The 12,962-nt window shown below is 52.1% G+C and carries 16 protein-coding genes; 6 read left to right on the top strand and 10 right to left on the bottom strand.

Going from position 1 to position 12,962, the window contains the following annotated elements:
* The first annotated feature begins 178 nt into the window (after nt 1–178).
* From AC812_RS12615 to AC812_RS12600, 4 genes are all read left to right on the top strand, one after another.
* Nucleotides 179–673, top strand: a complete 495-nt coding sequence (locus AC812_RS12615; RefSeq protein ID WP_061919004.1) for an Imm26 family immunity protein — start codon at nt 179–181, stop codon at nt 671–673.
* Nucleotides 674–899: 226 nt separating this feature from the next.
* On the top strand, nt 900–1,637 hold the full coding sequence (locus AC812_RS12610; RefSeq protein ID WP_061919002.1) for an RHS repeat-associated core domain-containing protein: 738 nt from the start codon (nt 900–902) through the stop codon (nt 1,635–1,637).
* Nucleotides 1,638–1,673: 36 nt separating this feature from the next.
* Nucleotides 1,674–1,916, top strand: a complete 243-nt coding sequence (locus AC812_RS12605) for a hypothetical protein (protein WP_061919000.1) — start codon at nt 1,674–1,676, stop codon at nt 1,914–1,916.
* Complete coding sequence (locus tag AC812_RS12600) at nt 1,894–2,520, top strand: imm11 family protein (protein ID WP_061918998.1); 627 nt, start codon at nt 1,894–1,896, stop codon at nt 2,518–2,520. The genes AC812_RS12605 and AC812_RS12600 overlap by 23 nt, the downstream gene beginning before the upstream one ends.
* 259 nt (nt 2,521–2,779) lie before the next feature.
* Here the strand turns inward: AC812_RS12600 and AC812_RS12595 are convergent, their stop codons facing one another.
* The 6 genes from AC812_RS12595 to AC812_RS12570 all read right to left on the bottom strand — a co-directional run bounded on the left by AC812_RS12595 (nt 2,780) and on the right by AC812_RS12570 (nt 8,835).
* On the bottom strand, nt 2,780–4,009 hold the full coding sequence (locus AC812_RS12595) for an IS110 family RNA-guided transposase (RefSeq protein WP_062158922.1): 1,230 nt from the start codon (nt 4,007–4,009) through the stop codon (nt 2,780–2,782).
* Nucleotides 4,010–4,303: 294 nt separating this feature from the next.
* Entirely contained in the window at nt 4,304–5,611 is a 1,308-nt protein-coding gene (locus AC812_RS12590; protein WP_145962588.1) for a serine-rich family protein, read from the bottom strand.
* 38 nt (nt 5,612–5,649) lie between these two features.
* Entirely contained in the window at nt 5,650–6,003 is a 354-nt protein-coding gene (locus tag AC812_RS12585) for a hypothetical protein (RefSeq protein WP_061918992.1), read from the bottom strand.
* A gap of 152 nt (nt 6,004–6,155) precedes the next feature.
* Nucleotides 6,156–6,839: a hypothetical protein gene (locus AC812_RS12580; protein WP_061918990.1), complete on the bottom strand. Its 684-nt coding sequence runs from the start codon at nt 6,837–6,839 to the stop codon at nt 6,156–6,158.
* A gap of 143 nt (nt 6,840–6,982) precedes the next feature.
* Nucleotides 6,983–8,275: a hypothetical protein gene (locus tag AC812_RS12575; protein ID WP_061918989.1), complete on the bottom strand. Its 1,293-nt coding sequence runs from the start codon at nt 8,273–8,275 to the stop codon at nt 6,983–6,985.
* The gene (locus AC812_RS12570) at nt 8,275–8,835 is read right to left on the bottom strand and encodes a hypothetical protein (protein ID WP_061918987.1); all 561 of its coding nucleotides are present in this window, start codon (nt 8,833–8,835) and stop codon (nt 8,275–8,277) included. Before AC812_RS12570 ends, AC812_RS12575 begins: the two co-directional genes overlap by 1 nt.
* A gap of 318 nt (nt 8,836–9,153) precedes the next feature.
* Here AC812_RS12570 and AC812_RS12565 point away from each other — a divergent pair, with 318 nt between their 5' ends.
* The gene (locus AC812_RS12565) at nt 9,154–9,375 is read left to right on the top strand and encodes a ribbon-helix-helix domain-containing protein (RefSeq protein WP_061918985.1); all 222 of its coding nucleotides are present in this window, start codon (nt 9,154–9,156) and stop codon (nt 9,373–9,375) included.
* Nucleotides 9,376–9,382: 7 nt separating this feature from the next.
* Nucleotides 9,383–9,847, top strand: coding sequence for a hypothetical protein (locus AC812_RS12560; RefSeq protein WP_061918983.1), 465 nt, complete (start codon nt 9,383–9,385; stop codon nt 9,845–9,847).
* Between the two features lie 262 nt (nt 9,848–10,109).
* Here the strand turns inward: AC812_RS12560 and AC812_RS12555 are convergent, their stop codons facing one another.
* The 4 genes from AC812_RS12555 to AC812_RS12540 form a co-directional block, all read right to left on the bottom strand.
* Nucleotides 10,110–10,751: a DEAD/DEAH box helicase family protein gene (locus tag AC812_RS12555; RefSeq protein ID WP_061919032.1), complete on the bottom strand. Its 642-nt coding sequence runs from the start codon at nt 10,749–10,751 to the stop codon at nt 10,110–10,112.
* A gap of 67 nt (nt 10,752–10,818) precedes the next feature.
* The gene (locus AC812_RS12550; RefSeq protein ID WP_061918981.1) at nt 10,819–11,655 is read right to left on the bottom strand and encodes a CPBP family glutamic-type intramembrane protease; all 837 of its coding nucleotides are present in this window, start codon (nt 11,653–11,655) and stop codon (nt 10,819–10,821) included.
* 2 nt (nt 11,656–11,657) lie between these two features.
* Nucleotides 11,658–12,422, bottom strand: a complete 765-nt coding sequence (locus AC812_RS12545) for a nucleoside phosphorylase (protein WP_114676124.1) — start codon at nt 12,420–12,422, stop codon at nt 11,658–11,660.
* Nucleotides 12,419–12,961, bottom strand: a complete 543-nt coding sequence (locus tag AC812_RS12540) for a DUF7010 family protein (RefSeq protein WP_062158920.1) — start codon at nt 12,959–12,961, stop codon at nt 12,419–12,421. The genes AC812_RS12545 and AC812_RS12540 overlap by 4 nt, the downstream gene beginning before the upstream one ends.
* Nucleotide 12,962 lies beyond the last annotated feature (1 nt).

Below are 12,962 nucleotides of genomic sequence, written 5' to 3'. Positions count from 1 at the left end.
AGCCCTCTTGATGGAGATCTCAGAAGAGTGGCAGATCGGCAAACATTATTGCTCTGGCAAGTCATTTGATTGTTAAAGAACGATGGATATTTCTGACTCGAATTTACAGAAAAAAGGTTGCGTAATCCGCGTGGGTTGGAGATTCTAAGAATCATTGGGCACAAATGAGGAACGAGTCATGATCCGTATTGGTAATATTGTTGAAATTTCTTTATCCAATCAAAGAAAAGCATACGCTCAACACATCATTAGAGATAGAATGGGGCCTATCATTAAAGTATTCAAACACATTGGAATTGAGAAGCCAGATCTGGACTTAATTGTAAATTCCGGTGAATTATTTCCTCCAGTAATTACGGGACTATTTGCCGCAGTAAGGACAGGACTTTGGACCATCATTGGATCAAGAAGGGTTGAGAATCTTCAATATCCGGGGTTTGTATCTACCTTATATAATCAAAAAACTGGTGAAGCCACCATCTGGTATTACTGGGACGGAGAGAAATCCATACGCCTTGGTCCTATCTTACCCGATGAATACAAAACCAAAGAATACCTGATGGTTTGGAGTCCTTATGATGTGATGCATCGCATTGAAACCGGCGAATATCCTTTCCCTTATAAAGACCTGATCCTTTACAACAGGTTTACTCCCCGAAATTTCAAGTCATAACTTTCTCAATTACTTTCTCACTTAAAATAATCCAAGCACCTTTATAAATTTATACAAAACCTCCCCATAGTCCTATTTCATGATGGTTTTTGGTACGACTCCAGCGGGGAGTTCATCGAGACGCTCTTCGATGTAGCCATGTTGGGCTTTGACCTTTACATGATTGCCGATAAGGCCAGGCGCGGCTGTGCCGTTGGCTGGGGAGACTGGGCTGCACTGGGGTTAGATGCCCTCAGCCTGGCAGACCTGGCGCAACTACATATTCATCGGCAGCCAGCGGATTGCTGTGAGGGAATACACTGCCACAACCAGCAGTGTCTATTTCCTGTTCGGTGATCATCTGGGTTCGACCAGCGTAGTCACCGACATCGGCGGCACAATCCGCTCTCGCTATCTCTACAAACCTTGGGGCGAATTGCGCTATACTACAGGTGAGTATTCCGTGCGCTACAAATTCACCGCCCAACGCGAGGAAGCCGCCTTGAGCCTGTATGACTACCGCACCCGTTTCTACGACCCCCTGCTGGGACGCTTCATCCAGCCGGATAGTATCGTGCCGGGGGCAGGCAACCCGCTGGCGTGGGATCGGTATGCCTACAGTTATGGCAACCCTGTCAAGTATATTGACCCAGATGGCCATATACCAATTCCTGCGATTATTGCCATTGCGATTGTAGCGCTGAAAGTTATCGATTATGGCTGGACGGCGTATGACGCCTGGCAATCAGGGCGGGTATTGGCGGATCCGAATGCTTCCCAGGAAGCCAAAGATGCTGCTGCTGTAAACCTGGCGCTGACTGCAGGATTTGAAGCCGCCGAACCGGATGATTTGCTGCCCGTCTCGCTTCCGTTGGACGATCTTGCCCGGAGGGGGCTGGTCACGCTGGGCAAAGAGGCAGGCGAGGAAGCGGGTGAACAGGCTTTCAAGTCCTTCGCCAGCTGGAACTTCCGCGAGAACTTGTAGCGGTTGACAGGAAAAGGGCTGGATGATATTGTGGGGATGGAAGCCCACCACGTCTTGCCACAGGAGTTTGCCCAGGATTTTGTAAAAGCAGGCATCAATATCTATGATCCTGTGTTTGGCAGTTGGGTGGATGCGACGGCCCATCGAGGATGGAGTTATGCTTACAATGCGAAGTGGAAAGAATTCTTTAAGTCGGAACGCACAAAAGAAGAAATCCTGAACTTTGCCAGACGGTTGTCTAAGGAGTATGGATTCGATGTCCACTTTGGCAATCCTTGATTACAACAAATTATATCGTCTGGACGATCCACTGGCGTCAAGGCCTTTCCGGTTGAGTGACGAAGGCTATAGTGACTGGCTTACCAAAGGGCAGGCGATAGAACTGTTTCGCGGGAGGTTGAAACTGGATACTCCCTTGAGATTGGGCGCTTATCGGGGTGGGCAGGTCACCGATTTTCTCTGGTCGGGTCTAATACCGCTGGTCTGCATATCAGAGCGAGTAGTAGAACTCTTGCGAATGAATAACATCACCGGCTGGGCGACATATCCGGTAGAGGTACACGGACGGAAAGGCGAGCCGCTGCCCGGCTATCATGGTTTTGCCGTGACGGGCAGCGAATGTCAGAGAGATCGCAGCCGCAGCCAGATTCTTACCCGTCAGGCTGTGCCAGGGGGCGAACCCTTTCAGGTATATAGAGGTTTATATTTCGACGAAGCCGATTGGGACGGCAGTGATATTTTCCTGATTCGCAATCATGGAATTGTCGTCACCCAGAAAGTGCGCAATCTCCTAAAAAAATCCAAAGTCACCAATGTACAACTAATTCCTTTAGTTGAAGTGGAGATAGACGTCTACCTGGACAAATTCGAACATGACAAATAGGCCATTCCCTAAATGAAAACGAAACAAGCCATCGGAATGGGCCTGTTCCGCTCTCTGGGGGTTGTCTGGATTATACCAGCTCCCAGCCAACAAGAATAGCTAATATTTTGCGTTTTCTTCTTGCCCTGGCAATGGATCAGAAAGCGATAAACTCAATCTCGATCGGAACTTTAACAATTTCATAAAAAGGCGCGCGTGAACCTAACGCTTCGCGAGAGGGCGAAACGCGCAAGCGAGTTTCGTTTGTCACCCAGGCGCGCTACTTCAACTTACTCGGCGGCAGCTTGAAGCGCTTCGAGCCCCACGGGATGTGGGTCACCTCTTGCCCAATGACCAGGCGATCGAGCTGGTTGCGGGTGAACTGCAAGGCAGTTTGCCCATCCGGCAAGTTCTGCACCCGCACCCGGTGCGCCAGGGTAAAGAGCGAAGTCGCCACCTGCTGCGGTGCGGCGTGCCGGTCGGCTTCTGCCTTAGTGAGGATGTGCCACAGGGCAACCAGCAGCATCCTGGCCACCGCCACCACCGACTTGGAGCGCCCCTTGCGTTTCTCCAACCGCTCGAACTCGGCCTTCCAATGCGGACTGCACTCGACCGCGTGATGGGCGGCTTCCACCATCGACCGGCGCAGGTCACGCCTTCCAGCTTTGGTGATGCGCCCGGTGACGTGCAGATTTCCGCTCAGGTGAACCCGTGCGCCCAGCCCGGCATAACCCACCAGGCTTTTGGCATCCGGAAAGCGAGTGATGTCACCGATGGCGGCCAGGATGGTCACGCCGTTGATCAGGCCGATGCCCGGCAACTGCACCAACAGCGGCATGCGCGGGTCTCTGGCGGCGAACTCGGCCAGGCAGCGCTCCAGGCGTTTTACCTGCTCTTTGGCGAAGTCCAGCGCGTCCAGGTCGGATTGCAGGCGGTACAGCTCCAGCGCTGAGAGTGGCAAGTTCTCCCACCAGGAGCGCGTCTCGGGATCGAACAGTTTTGTACCTTCTGGGGGTTGGATGTGCCTGGCATGCAGCAGGGCGTGCAGGCGGTTCTTGGTGGTCGCTCCCAGGCGCACCATCTTGTGGCGTTGGGCAACCAGCGCCCGCAGCTCACGCACCTCCTGAGGCGGCACCCAGACACCCGGCAAGAGTCCGGCAGCGTGGAGCTGCGCCAGGGTGAGGGCAGCCTTCTTGTCCGTCTTGACCTGGGCGCGCACAATCAGCGCCACGTGCGGCGGATGCACCACTGTCACCGAAAACACGTGCGGAGCCAAGAGGTCGTGCATCTTCCAGGTGTTGGTAGTCATCTCCAGTACCACCGCGTCCTGACGGGTGAGGTGCTTGGCGATCCACTCTTCCAGCCTGGGGATGGGCACGTGGTGAGGTCCAAAGACCTGGGTCCCCTGGCGGTCGATGCCGATGGCCACCAGGTAGTGCTTGTGGACGTCCAGTCCCACGAAACGGTGCGCAGCTTCGCTGCGCTTTGGTGTAGAATCAGATGGCAGCATATGTCCAGCCTCCTTTGGATGTGTGCTGGCAAGCACCGGCCAGCCGGTCCGGGCGCGTTCCAGATTGGGCATGGCATCACACACAGTTTCGAGCTTGGATCAGGGTGGTAGCCTGACCGATCTCAGGTGAGCGGAATCGAACGGGCGGCCAAACGCGAGAGCGGGCATGTCCAAGGACTTCCCATACGCGAAGACGGCCTGCCCAAACGCCACGCACCCGGGGGCAGCGTCCCCGTTCACTCAACCACCAGGGGTACTACCCCTAAAACCTGGAATGCGAAAGGCGCCCCGCACTCAGCAGGGTGCCCCGGCTGGCCGGTTGCCATATGCTAACACGTTAGCCGATAAACCTACGCCGGCCGGAGCAATGCTCCCACTCACACCGCCATTCACGCCATAGGAAGAGCTATCCGTATGGGAGTTCGCTACACCGGACGAATCTGAGTGGGACGTTCCATCGGTTACTGCTGTTCCTTCGGTATGAGCTGTCCCTTGACTGACTGCAGTTCCAACCGTGGAAGATAAACCAATCGTATCGGTTTCGGAGATTCCAACCGTGTGCGCCCAACCGCGAGTGCTGGCATGACCCGTGGTGTGCGCCTGGCCTTCTGAATTTGCGACGCCATCTGTGGCAGCTTCACCCTGGGTGACGCCGCTCGAATGGTTTGTGCCATAAGACCTGGATGCGTTTTCAGCAAGTCCCCCAGTCAAAATGGCCGGCGGGCTGATTCCAAACGAAACAGCCCGGGTTCCCAACTGACGGGAAGCGTAAACGGAGGTGTCTTCCAACATACCGGCCAACATTCGAGTAATATCTTCAAGACGAACATGATTTGTGAGCAGCATCAACAAGAATTCTTCTTTCAGGCTGCTCATACCGCGAAAGAGCAGTTCACTCTGTTGAATGGAATATTGTTGTGCACCCTGACTTCCAGACACTAATGGGTCACGCATCGAAGAATCACCCCCGTGGGCGTTTTCACGTGGATCTGGATGCCCGACAGCCACAATGGCATAAGGCATCTGCTCCAGAGCACGCGCTAACCATTGAGCCACTTCAGTTGAAAGTGGTTCAAGGCGGATTTGACGGTAAGCACCCACCAATCCGGCTCGTAAGGCAGACAGATCACGTAAAGAACGCTGGATAGCTTCATCTTTCTTTGGCGAAAACGCAGCGACTCCATAGCATTGAACAATTCCAACATTGGGGTTCTTAAAAACGCCGGCAGCCAGATAAACCAGATCCACTTGAGCGCCATACAAACCACGCGAGACCGTAAGCATCTTTTGTAGCAGCCCGGCATCCCGGCGAGCTTCCAGAGAGATGTAGCGTAATTGCAGCAGCCGGACCGCCCGGTATCCCTGATATTCCCGCGGGCCTTCCCGCTCTTTGACACGAAAGACCAGATAGTCCAGCTCATTTCGGTCGTTGAAATGTAGCTCTGTGCCTTCCACTTCCAGGTCATTTGGAATGGATAGAGAGTCCTTCGTTCTCAGCCAGGGTATTTTTTCGGTCAGTTTTCCAATAATCATCGTTCTCTTTTCTCCGTACTTGGCGTTCTGCCTCATCAATTCGCCAACTTGACCAGCTGGTAAATTCATGAGGCTGCTCTTACTTGCGCAAGAGAAGCCCTGGATTGCTATTGCTTCACTGTTTCCCACCAGATTGCATCAACCACCTCATTCGTATTTGGTTCGACAACCACCACCTGTCCCCTGCGGGGATGTTCCGATGGTGAACTCTGGCGATGGGGAGATGATGCTCGCTGGCCTTCACGAGTTGCGGAACGTTGCTCAAATGTTTCTTGTGGGTAACCTTCATTCCCTTTTTCACTTCTCTTTTCGGAAGTATTCCAAGGTCGAAGCCGGAACAAGAGACTCATCTGGGCAATCAGCGCCGCAAATGCAGTGATGATGAGAACGCCTGCCATCAGGATGATCATGACAATCACGCCTAAAGCAGGTCCGCGCAGCAAATCCATCAGTTGTGACATATTGACCTCCAATCGTTGAAATAGAATCTGGCGTTAATCAAGAATTTCCGACGTTCATAAGACTCTCACCTAAAAAGGTTGAGTACGCGAAGCGTCCCTTTGGGATAAATCAAGCAAGCCCACGATTTTGTGTGCTGGTTTCATCTATCACCCTATCTTCTGGTTCGATAGCGATTGATCAACTCGCTGGCGCCTGCCAATGGATTGACCAACGACATCGGATTGATCAGAACTTGCTGCAGCAACATGGCAAAATAACCTAACGGGATCACCAACCATAAAGCCCAAAGAATAATCGTAGTTACATTTCCGCGTGTATTCGCAATCACTGCTGATGCGCTTTCAGATGTCCCTATCAGTGCAGCCCATTGATCTGCTGATAATTGAGCGGTGTATGCCAGGTAGAGCCGGCTTCCGATGACGGCCAGGGAATAAATCGCAATTCCCGATTTCATATTCCACAAAAGGGTATGTTCCTGCATGTGCACCAGTAAAAGGATGACTGTGCCAGCGATCCACATTGCTGCACCCAGCCAGGGAACCGGTGCTCCCATCCCCCATTGGCTGATTACCCAAAGCACCAGAATAATCGCCGTTGTGATTTGAGCTGTGTATAAATCCGGAGTAGCAGCCTCCCGCCCACTTCGTCCTGGTCGGAAAGCTGCTCTGGATTGCACACGTTGATCCACGAAACGGATGATCAACCCTGCGCAAAGAATACTTACTAGAGCAGCTCCAGATTCGCCAAGCCAGTAAACGGTTGCGAGGACGCCGTTCAACAGGTAAGTAGGCAGAGCAGTGAGAAAATCTCCAAAGACGACAAAATAATCTGTCATGAACCAATGCCTCCTTACTTGTCATAATCGTTTCGTGGACACCACAACCCAATCACCAGTAGTAAATAGATGACGGCCATGAAACCCAGGACGACTGTCAGCAACACACCGACCGCAATCGATAAAATCTGCACTTTGACCTTTTAAGGCACCAGCGCCGGAAGAGCCACATATACTTGCATCGTTCCATCAATCCCTACTCGCCTCGGTTGGGTGATTGGAACTCCGCGGAAGCGAGTCCCCGTGGTCACTACGTCCATTCGCAAGTTGAAGGTTCCTGGATCTGCAAATGGAACACGGAGTGCCTGGCCAGTAGCAGTGCAGGTGCCGCCGCCATCACATCCGCCTGTCCATGAACCAATTCCGGGAATCAGGGTGAAATTTGCCTGGTGGACGAAGGCTTCATAATGGGTTTGCCCTAATCTACCTGTGATCCAATCCTGGCTGGCACCATCCAATGCTGCAGTAGCTTGCAGTGATGCTACCGCATCCGGTAGATGTTCTACATGTGTCCGGCATTCCTTGAATACCATTTCTGTATCTGAAACACCATCATTCATAGCTGATCCAGCTCCGGTATTACAATTGGCGGTTTCTCCGGAACTGGCTGAGCGGCAAACATCTCTTTCTTCATAAATCGGCTCATACCAGGTGAAGATCACTGGAGGAACTGTCACCCTGACCTGGATATCTGCACCGCGGCGATTTTCGGTATCTTGTCCCACAACCAGGGGATTGTTCGGCGCAGTTTTTTGAATAACGAGGACAGGTTGTTGTATAGAAACCGTTGGATCAGGACACTCCCTTGGGGGAGGAGGTGGGGTGACAATTCCCGAGCACCCCCCTGGAATGGCCGCACAGTTTTGTGAACCATTCAGATACAACAAATACAATGAGCGAAGAGCGCCATCATTCCAAGTCATTTGAAGCAGGGTTGTGATGAATCCCCACCCGGAGAAATAGGTCCATACATCTTGCTGCCCATTGAGAACCGCTCCCCAGAATTGATCCGGGCTGGTGTACTCTGGATGTTCCGCCTGTACCTTGCTCCAATCCAGATTATCGCCGGCAACAAGCCCAAGAAAAGAGATCAGGCTGCCGTAACCATTTCCCAGTGATCCATAAGAGCCGGTCAAACCGCTTTCTTGGGAGTTCATGGCCATAAAAAATAACGTCGAGGCAGAGGGTAAGACGACGATATTCCCGCTAGGCGTTTGATAGCGGTGATAATTAGCATCAAGATCAATGGACTGGCCAAAAGGCAGTTCAATTGACATCCAATCGGGGTGATCTGTGGTAACTCCCAGATCAATCAAATCAGGATTCAGATTTCCATCCGGCTGAAAAACTTCTGACCAGGGATCAGTGCCCTGAGCATAAACAGCAGATGGTATGAGCAAGGTCATAACGACAATGATCAGGAAGATTCTTTTCACTACTTCTTTCCTTCTTCTACAGTTGTGGTGGGAGTTTTTCCCCGAGCGAGAATGGCATTGATTTCTTCTTCCATCAGGAAACGATCAAACTTCCAACCACTTTCTGTTTTCGCGAGAACAACATATGCTGTATCCTGGGTTTTATTGCTGCCTGGTAGGGGAGAAGATAGCGTGATGGTCATCTTCCAGACTTGCTCAAAACCATTGTCTGCTACTTTTTCTGCTGCCTGAGAGGCAGCTGTGACCACAGATTTGGCATCCACGTATTTTTCCCACATACGGTCTGCGCCGGCCGAAAACAGCTCACATCCAGCGGGAGTGCTTACCTCGCAGATACGCTCAAGCCAGGCTTCTTTTCCTTCCTGATAGTTCACCTGGAAGACCTGCTCGATAGCATTGACCGCTGCAGTAGAAACCAGACGATCTTCGTTGGTTGCTGCTGCTGAACCTTGCTCCGTATGAAGTGGCCAGTTTTCGATCACCAGGATACCTAAAGCAACGACAACTGCCAAGATGACGGCAATGATCAGATTACGTTTTGAGACTGGAATTTCTTTCAATTTTTTCTCCTTTTCCGGTTAACGGGTTCGAAAGTAAGTTAAAACAAAAGCGACCATCTAGATCTCAACGCATATTTACACGCACGTAAGTTGTGTAGATAGGGAAGAAGCTGATGGTCGCTCCAAGGATTCTTTGGAACAGCTGATGATTATCAGCGACCGAACAGATATTTGGTTGTGACTCTAATCATAGCAAGAAGAAAGCACCTATCCTAGGGGGACATATTTGACGAAATTAGGAAAAAAGTGGAAATTAACTTGACAAAGAAATACTAGAGTATTACATTATAGATAAACTAACCGATAAGGAAAACGAGCATGCCGAAAACAAATTCCGCGAAAAAACCAGTACGATCTTTTCGAATTAGCCCAGAAGGCGTGAGTCAATTAAGAGCGATGGCAAGCGTTATGGGACGGAGTGAAAGCGATGTGATTGAGGTTGCTCTTGATCGAATGTATCGCGAGGAGATTCGTTATAACCGGGTCCTACGAGAAGGTGCCCGACCTGAGGATCAGTATCAGATGAATCAAGAGAATTAAGGAGAAAATGAAATTCATCGTAGTTATTCTTAAGTTGATTGGATGGGTTGTCAAAACTACTGTCATCCTGGCGATTTGCTCCAGTATTTTATTCGTTGCCTACAAGGGAAACCAGCCTATGCAGGTTCCTGAAGCTCCGAAGGGGATGACTTACTTTGAATTCGTTGCTGATCGGATTGATGCCGCAAAAACGGCAGAACCTTCCCGGTGCGGGTGGGGTATGATGTTATCTTTAGCCACCCTGGGTCCAATTTATTCATTTGTTTATACGGAGGTTGGTATCCATCCGGATGGAGCTCTTGCGCGAGGCACCGCCCCAGATCCAGATATCCCTAAGGAAGTCGCAAATGCTAAGTGGTATGAAATGCCTGGCATTTGGTGGAATACGATTGAAAGATTATCCTGGACTATGGTGGGGAAGCAGTCGGTCTATGGATGTAATTTTAGATCAGTACAATACACAAATAATTAATCCCCAAATTGATTTTGTTGCCTTGAGAATTCTGGGGATAATCTTATCAATTGTACCCACCGCGCCTCTACTTTGCATGCTCACCGAGGTTGATCTTTTTCTCAAACCAGTTCTATCCATCTGGGATCAAATTCAGCGCTATCGCATGAGAGGGATGGTCATTGACGACGATCGACCTGATGAGTCACTGGTACGAATTTTCCTTGGGAAAAACTCTCCTTGGTTTTCATCCGTCAACCACCCCGATATCCTTCATAGACTGTCAGATAGCCAGCATTCCTTTGACCTCATGATATCGTTCGTCTATGGTTTGCCGGCCGTCAACCCACAGCGTCCGATACTGCCTCTCCACAGCCTGGCGGAGTATTTCCCTTCCAAAGGCCTGGTCACGCAGCATCCAATTCTCAAATGCCTGTTCCGGATCTTCGCATTCTTTCAATATATCCCTGATCCATAAGCGTTTGCCGTACTGGCGGCGTTGAAATTCCGGTGTGGGTGCAAAAAAAATCACACGTCCGGGGTCGACCCGGTGGGCTGCCAGCCATTCTGGCAGAAATGCCGTCCCCTCGAGGACTAGCGGCTTTGCCGGATCAAATGGTTCCAGATCTTGAAGAATCATCTCAAACCGTTCGCGGCTAATGGCAAACACCTCTTGCACCTGAACGTTTACGGGGCGGCTCCATCTTTCATTCCAGGACATGGATGCGTAGCAGCACAAAGTTGGGTGTCTCTCAGGCGTACATTGTTTGAGATGCAAATCCTGGTGGTCGTCCACGGTATACCATTGGAAATGAAATTCATCCTTTAGTCGTTCTGCCAGCGTGCTTTTTCCGCAGCAGGGTGAACCAGCCAGGATATAAGAGTTTGAAAGGAGTTGATTAAGGTTGTCGTCAGTTGTGTTCATCTCAAAATACATGCCGCCTCAAGATATTTGATTTGTGCCGTTCTTGGTACGAAGCGAATTGTCAAACCTAATAACCGGCCAGAAAACGGGCCGCATCTTGAATCCAATGGAATCCAATGGCGGATTCAAGTCCGCGCCGGCGGGCAAGGAGGAGGGGCGGTAACCCCCACACCAGCGCCAGCACGGCGCCTAACCCCAGCGCCGTCAGCGGCGATTGGATAAACAGGTCGTCGAAGTGCGAATAATTGTGGATCAGCATCGCCAGCAGCCCGGATATCCCGTGTGCCTTTTCCGGAAGGCTTTTTCGCAGCATCAGCCACAGCAAACCCCACAAAGCAAAGCGGTAGATGACTTCCTCTCCAATCCCGGGCTGCAGGGCGTCCAGCAGCGCCGCACCGGGACTTTGCCATTGAATGGGATGCCCCTGCGTGAACTTTAAGGCAAAAACATTGAGAACGGCCAACGGTAAACCAATCACCAGTCCCAACAATATGCCTTTGCTTATCGCCCGCCAGTTGCCCGCAGCCGCGTGAAATTGCACCGGTCCGCCCCGGCGCATCACCACCAGCCCGCCCAATGCCGCCAGGGTTGTGAATGTTCCGCGAATGACAGCCTGTTCGGCGTTGCTTTTAATGAACCCCAAGAAAGGATAGGGGGAGAATAGCGTGGCAAACAGCATTCCTGCGGTAACCACTGCGCCCAGGACCAGAGCGGCCGCCCAATCTCCCCACCGCAAGCTGCGGCCGCCTTTCAATAAAAGAATAACCGCACTGACCACCGTCAGGATATCAAAAATTTCAAAAGTGCGCGGCGCAGCCGTGTGAACAGCCAGCCAGGCGCGCGTGATGAAGATCATCCCAACCGCCGTGATTAAAAGGATGAGGACAGTGTATTTATGTTTCACGTTCACATCTCCAAACAGGCATCGGCGGCCAGCCAGAACAGACTCTCCCGCACTTCACGGCGCGATTGCCAGCCGCGATTGTCCCAGTATTCACCGCTCAGGTCATCGCCCGCATACAGGATTTGCCCCAGCAAAACCTTTCTGAATTGCGCCACCGCCAGCAGCGCGGCGGCTTCCATCTCGACCGTCAGGCAACCCTCGGCGCGGCGGGCAGCGATCACCGCCTGGGTTTCCCGGTAGGGGGCATCGGTTGTCCAGGTCTTGCCGCTCACAAACGGAACGCGGCGCGTTTCGAGCGCGGCGCGAATCGCTGCCAGTGCCGGTTGCGGCGCCTGAATTTCGCGGTCCGGCGCGAGATAGTGATATGAAACGCCTTCATCCCGCACGGCGCTCTCGACCAGAATGAGTTTGCCGACCGTCAGTCCCTTCTCCAACACCCCCGCGCCACCAATCACGACAAATCTCTTGCAGCCGAATGCAATGACCTCTTCCAGCAATCCGGCGGCAAGCGGCGCGCCCACGCCGGGGTGAAAAAATGCCAGCCGCCGGCCGCGGTGCTCGATTTCGTAAAGGGGATGTTCACCATCCTCCCAGCGGTTGGCGACAGCGACTTTGGCTTGCTTTTCAGTTGTCACTTTTTCATTCACTTCGCGAAAAAACGAAATCACGCAGTGCTCAGGTACATCGCGCGGCGCAATGATGCGCGATGGTTCGAGTTTGGACGCGGAAACGGTATCGTTTTCGAGAATCGGATAACTTGGATTCATCGTTTTTCCTCCAGCAAAACCAGAGATCGCCCCAGGAAGGCAAAAGCAATCAGAAGGGCGGCAGTGACCCAGCCGCCCAGGCTGAACATATCCGGTCCGTACAGCGCCAGCCCTGCACCGAGGCTAACCAGCAAACCAGCTAGAATGCCGAACATTTTCATGCCGTACAAGGTGATGAAGGGAAGGTAATGCGTGCCGACCACAATCATCGCCGCCGGAAAAAAACAGTTTTCACGGTTAAGCGTTATCGCACCGACCAACAGGAAATTGAGCGGTACTGTAAATGCCGCTTGGGAACCCAACTGCCATAACCCATTATCCGGACTGACTTTGCCGGGACGCCCCATCAGGCGCACCAACAACCGGGTGAGCGGAAAGATACCCATGCTGCCGAAAAAGAGCACAGCCATGCCCGCGCCAGGCGAGAGCCAGGTTCCGAGCGCCGCCGCGGCCAACCAGATGATTCCGGAAACCAGCTGCCCGGCAAACCCGCCCAGAAAGTTGAAACGCATTTCACGTTGACACTCGTTTAGAGTCATC

This window comes from Bellilinea caldifistulae, from assembly GCF_001306055.1.
GTDB lineage: Bacteria > Chloroflexota > Anaerolineae > Anaerolineales > Anaerolineaceae > Bellilinea > Bellilinea caldifistulae.
The sequence above is the reverse complement of the archived record's forward strand: the minus strand, read 5'-3'. Positions and strand labels throughout refer to the sequence as shown.

What these genes read in the sequence shown, in the direction of transcription:
- AC812_RS12615 (WP_061919004.1), top strand. Translation starts at nt 179, where the DNA reads ATGATCCGTATTGGTAATATTGTTGAAATTTCTTTATCCAATCAAAGA.
- AC812_RS12610 (WP_061919002.1), top strand. Translation starts at nt 900, where the DNA reads ATGCCCTCAGCCTGGCAGACCTGGCGCAACTACATATTCATCGGCAGC.
- AC812_RS12605 (WP_061919000.1), top strand. Translation starts at nt 1,674, where the DNA reads ATGGAAGCCCACCACGTCTTGCCACAGGAGTTTGCCCAGGATTTTGTA.
- AC812_RS12600 (WP_061918998.1), top strand. Translation starts at nt 1,894, where the DNA reads ATGTCCACTTTGGCAATCCTTGATTACAACAAATTATATCGTCTGGAC.
- AC812_RS12595 (WP_062158922.1), bottom strand. Translation starts at nt 4,009, where the DNA reads ATGCTGCCATCTGATTCTACACCAAAGCGCAGCGAAGCTGCGCACCGT.
- AC812_RS12590 (WP_145962588.1), bottom strand. Translation starts at nt 5,611, where the DNA reads ATGAATTTACCAGCTGGTCAAGTTGGCGAATTGATGAGGCAGAACGCC.
- AC812_RS12585 (WP_061918992.1), bottom strand. Translation starts at nt 6,003, where the DNA reads ATGTCACAACTGATGGATTTGCTGCGCGGACCTGCTTTAGGCGTGATT.
- AC812_RS12580 (WP_061918990.1), bottom strand. Translation starts at nt 6,839, where the DNA reads ATGACAGATTATTTTGTCGTCTTTGGAGATTTTCTCACTGCTCTGCCT.
- AC812_RS12565 (WP_061918985.1), top strand. Translation starts at nt 9,154, where the DNA reads ATGCCGAAAACAAATTCCGCGAAAAAACCAGTACGATCTTTTCGAATT.
- AC812_RS12560 (WP_061918983.1), top strand. Translation starts at nt 9,383, where the DNA reads ATGAAATTCATCGTAGTTATTCTTAAGTTGATTGGATGGGTTGTCAAA.
- AC812_RS12555 (WP_061919032.1), bottom strand. Translation starts at nt 10,751, where the DNA reads ATGAACACAACTGACGACAACCTTAATCAACTCCTTTCAAACTCTTAT.
- AC812_RS12545 (WP_114676124.1), bottom strand. Translation starts at nt 12,422, where the DNA reads ATGAATCCAAGTTATCCGATTCTCGAAAACGATACCGTTTCCGCGTCC.
- AC812_RS12540 (WP_062158920.1), bottom strand. Translation starts at nt 12,961, where the DNA reads ATGACTCTAAACGAGTGTCAACGTGAAATGCGTTTCAACTTTCTGGGC.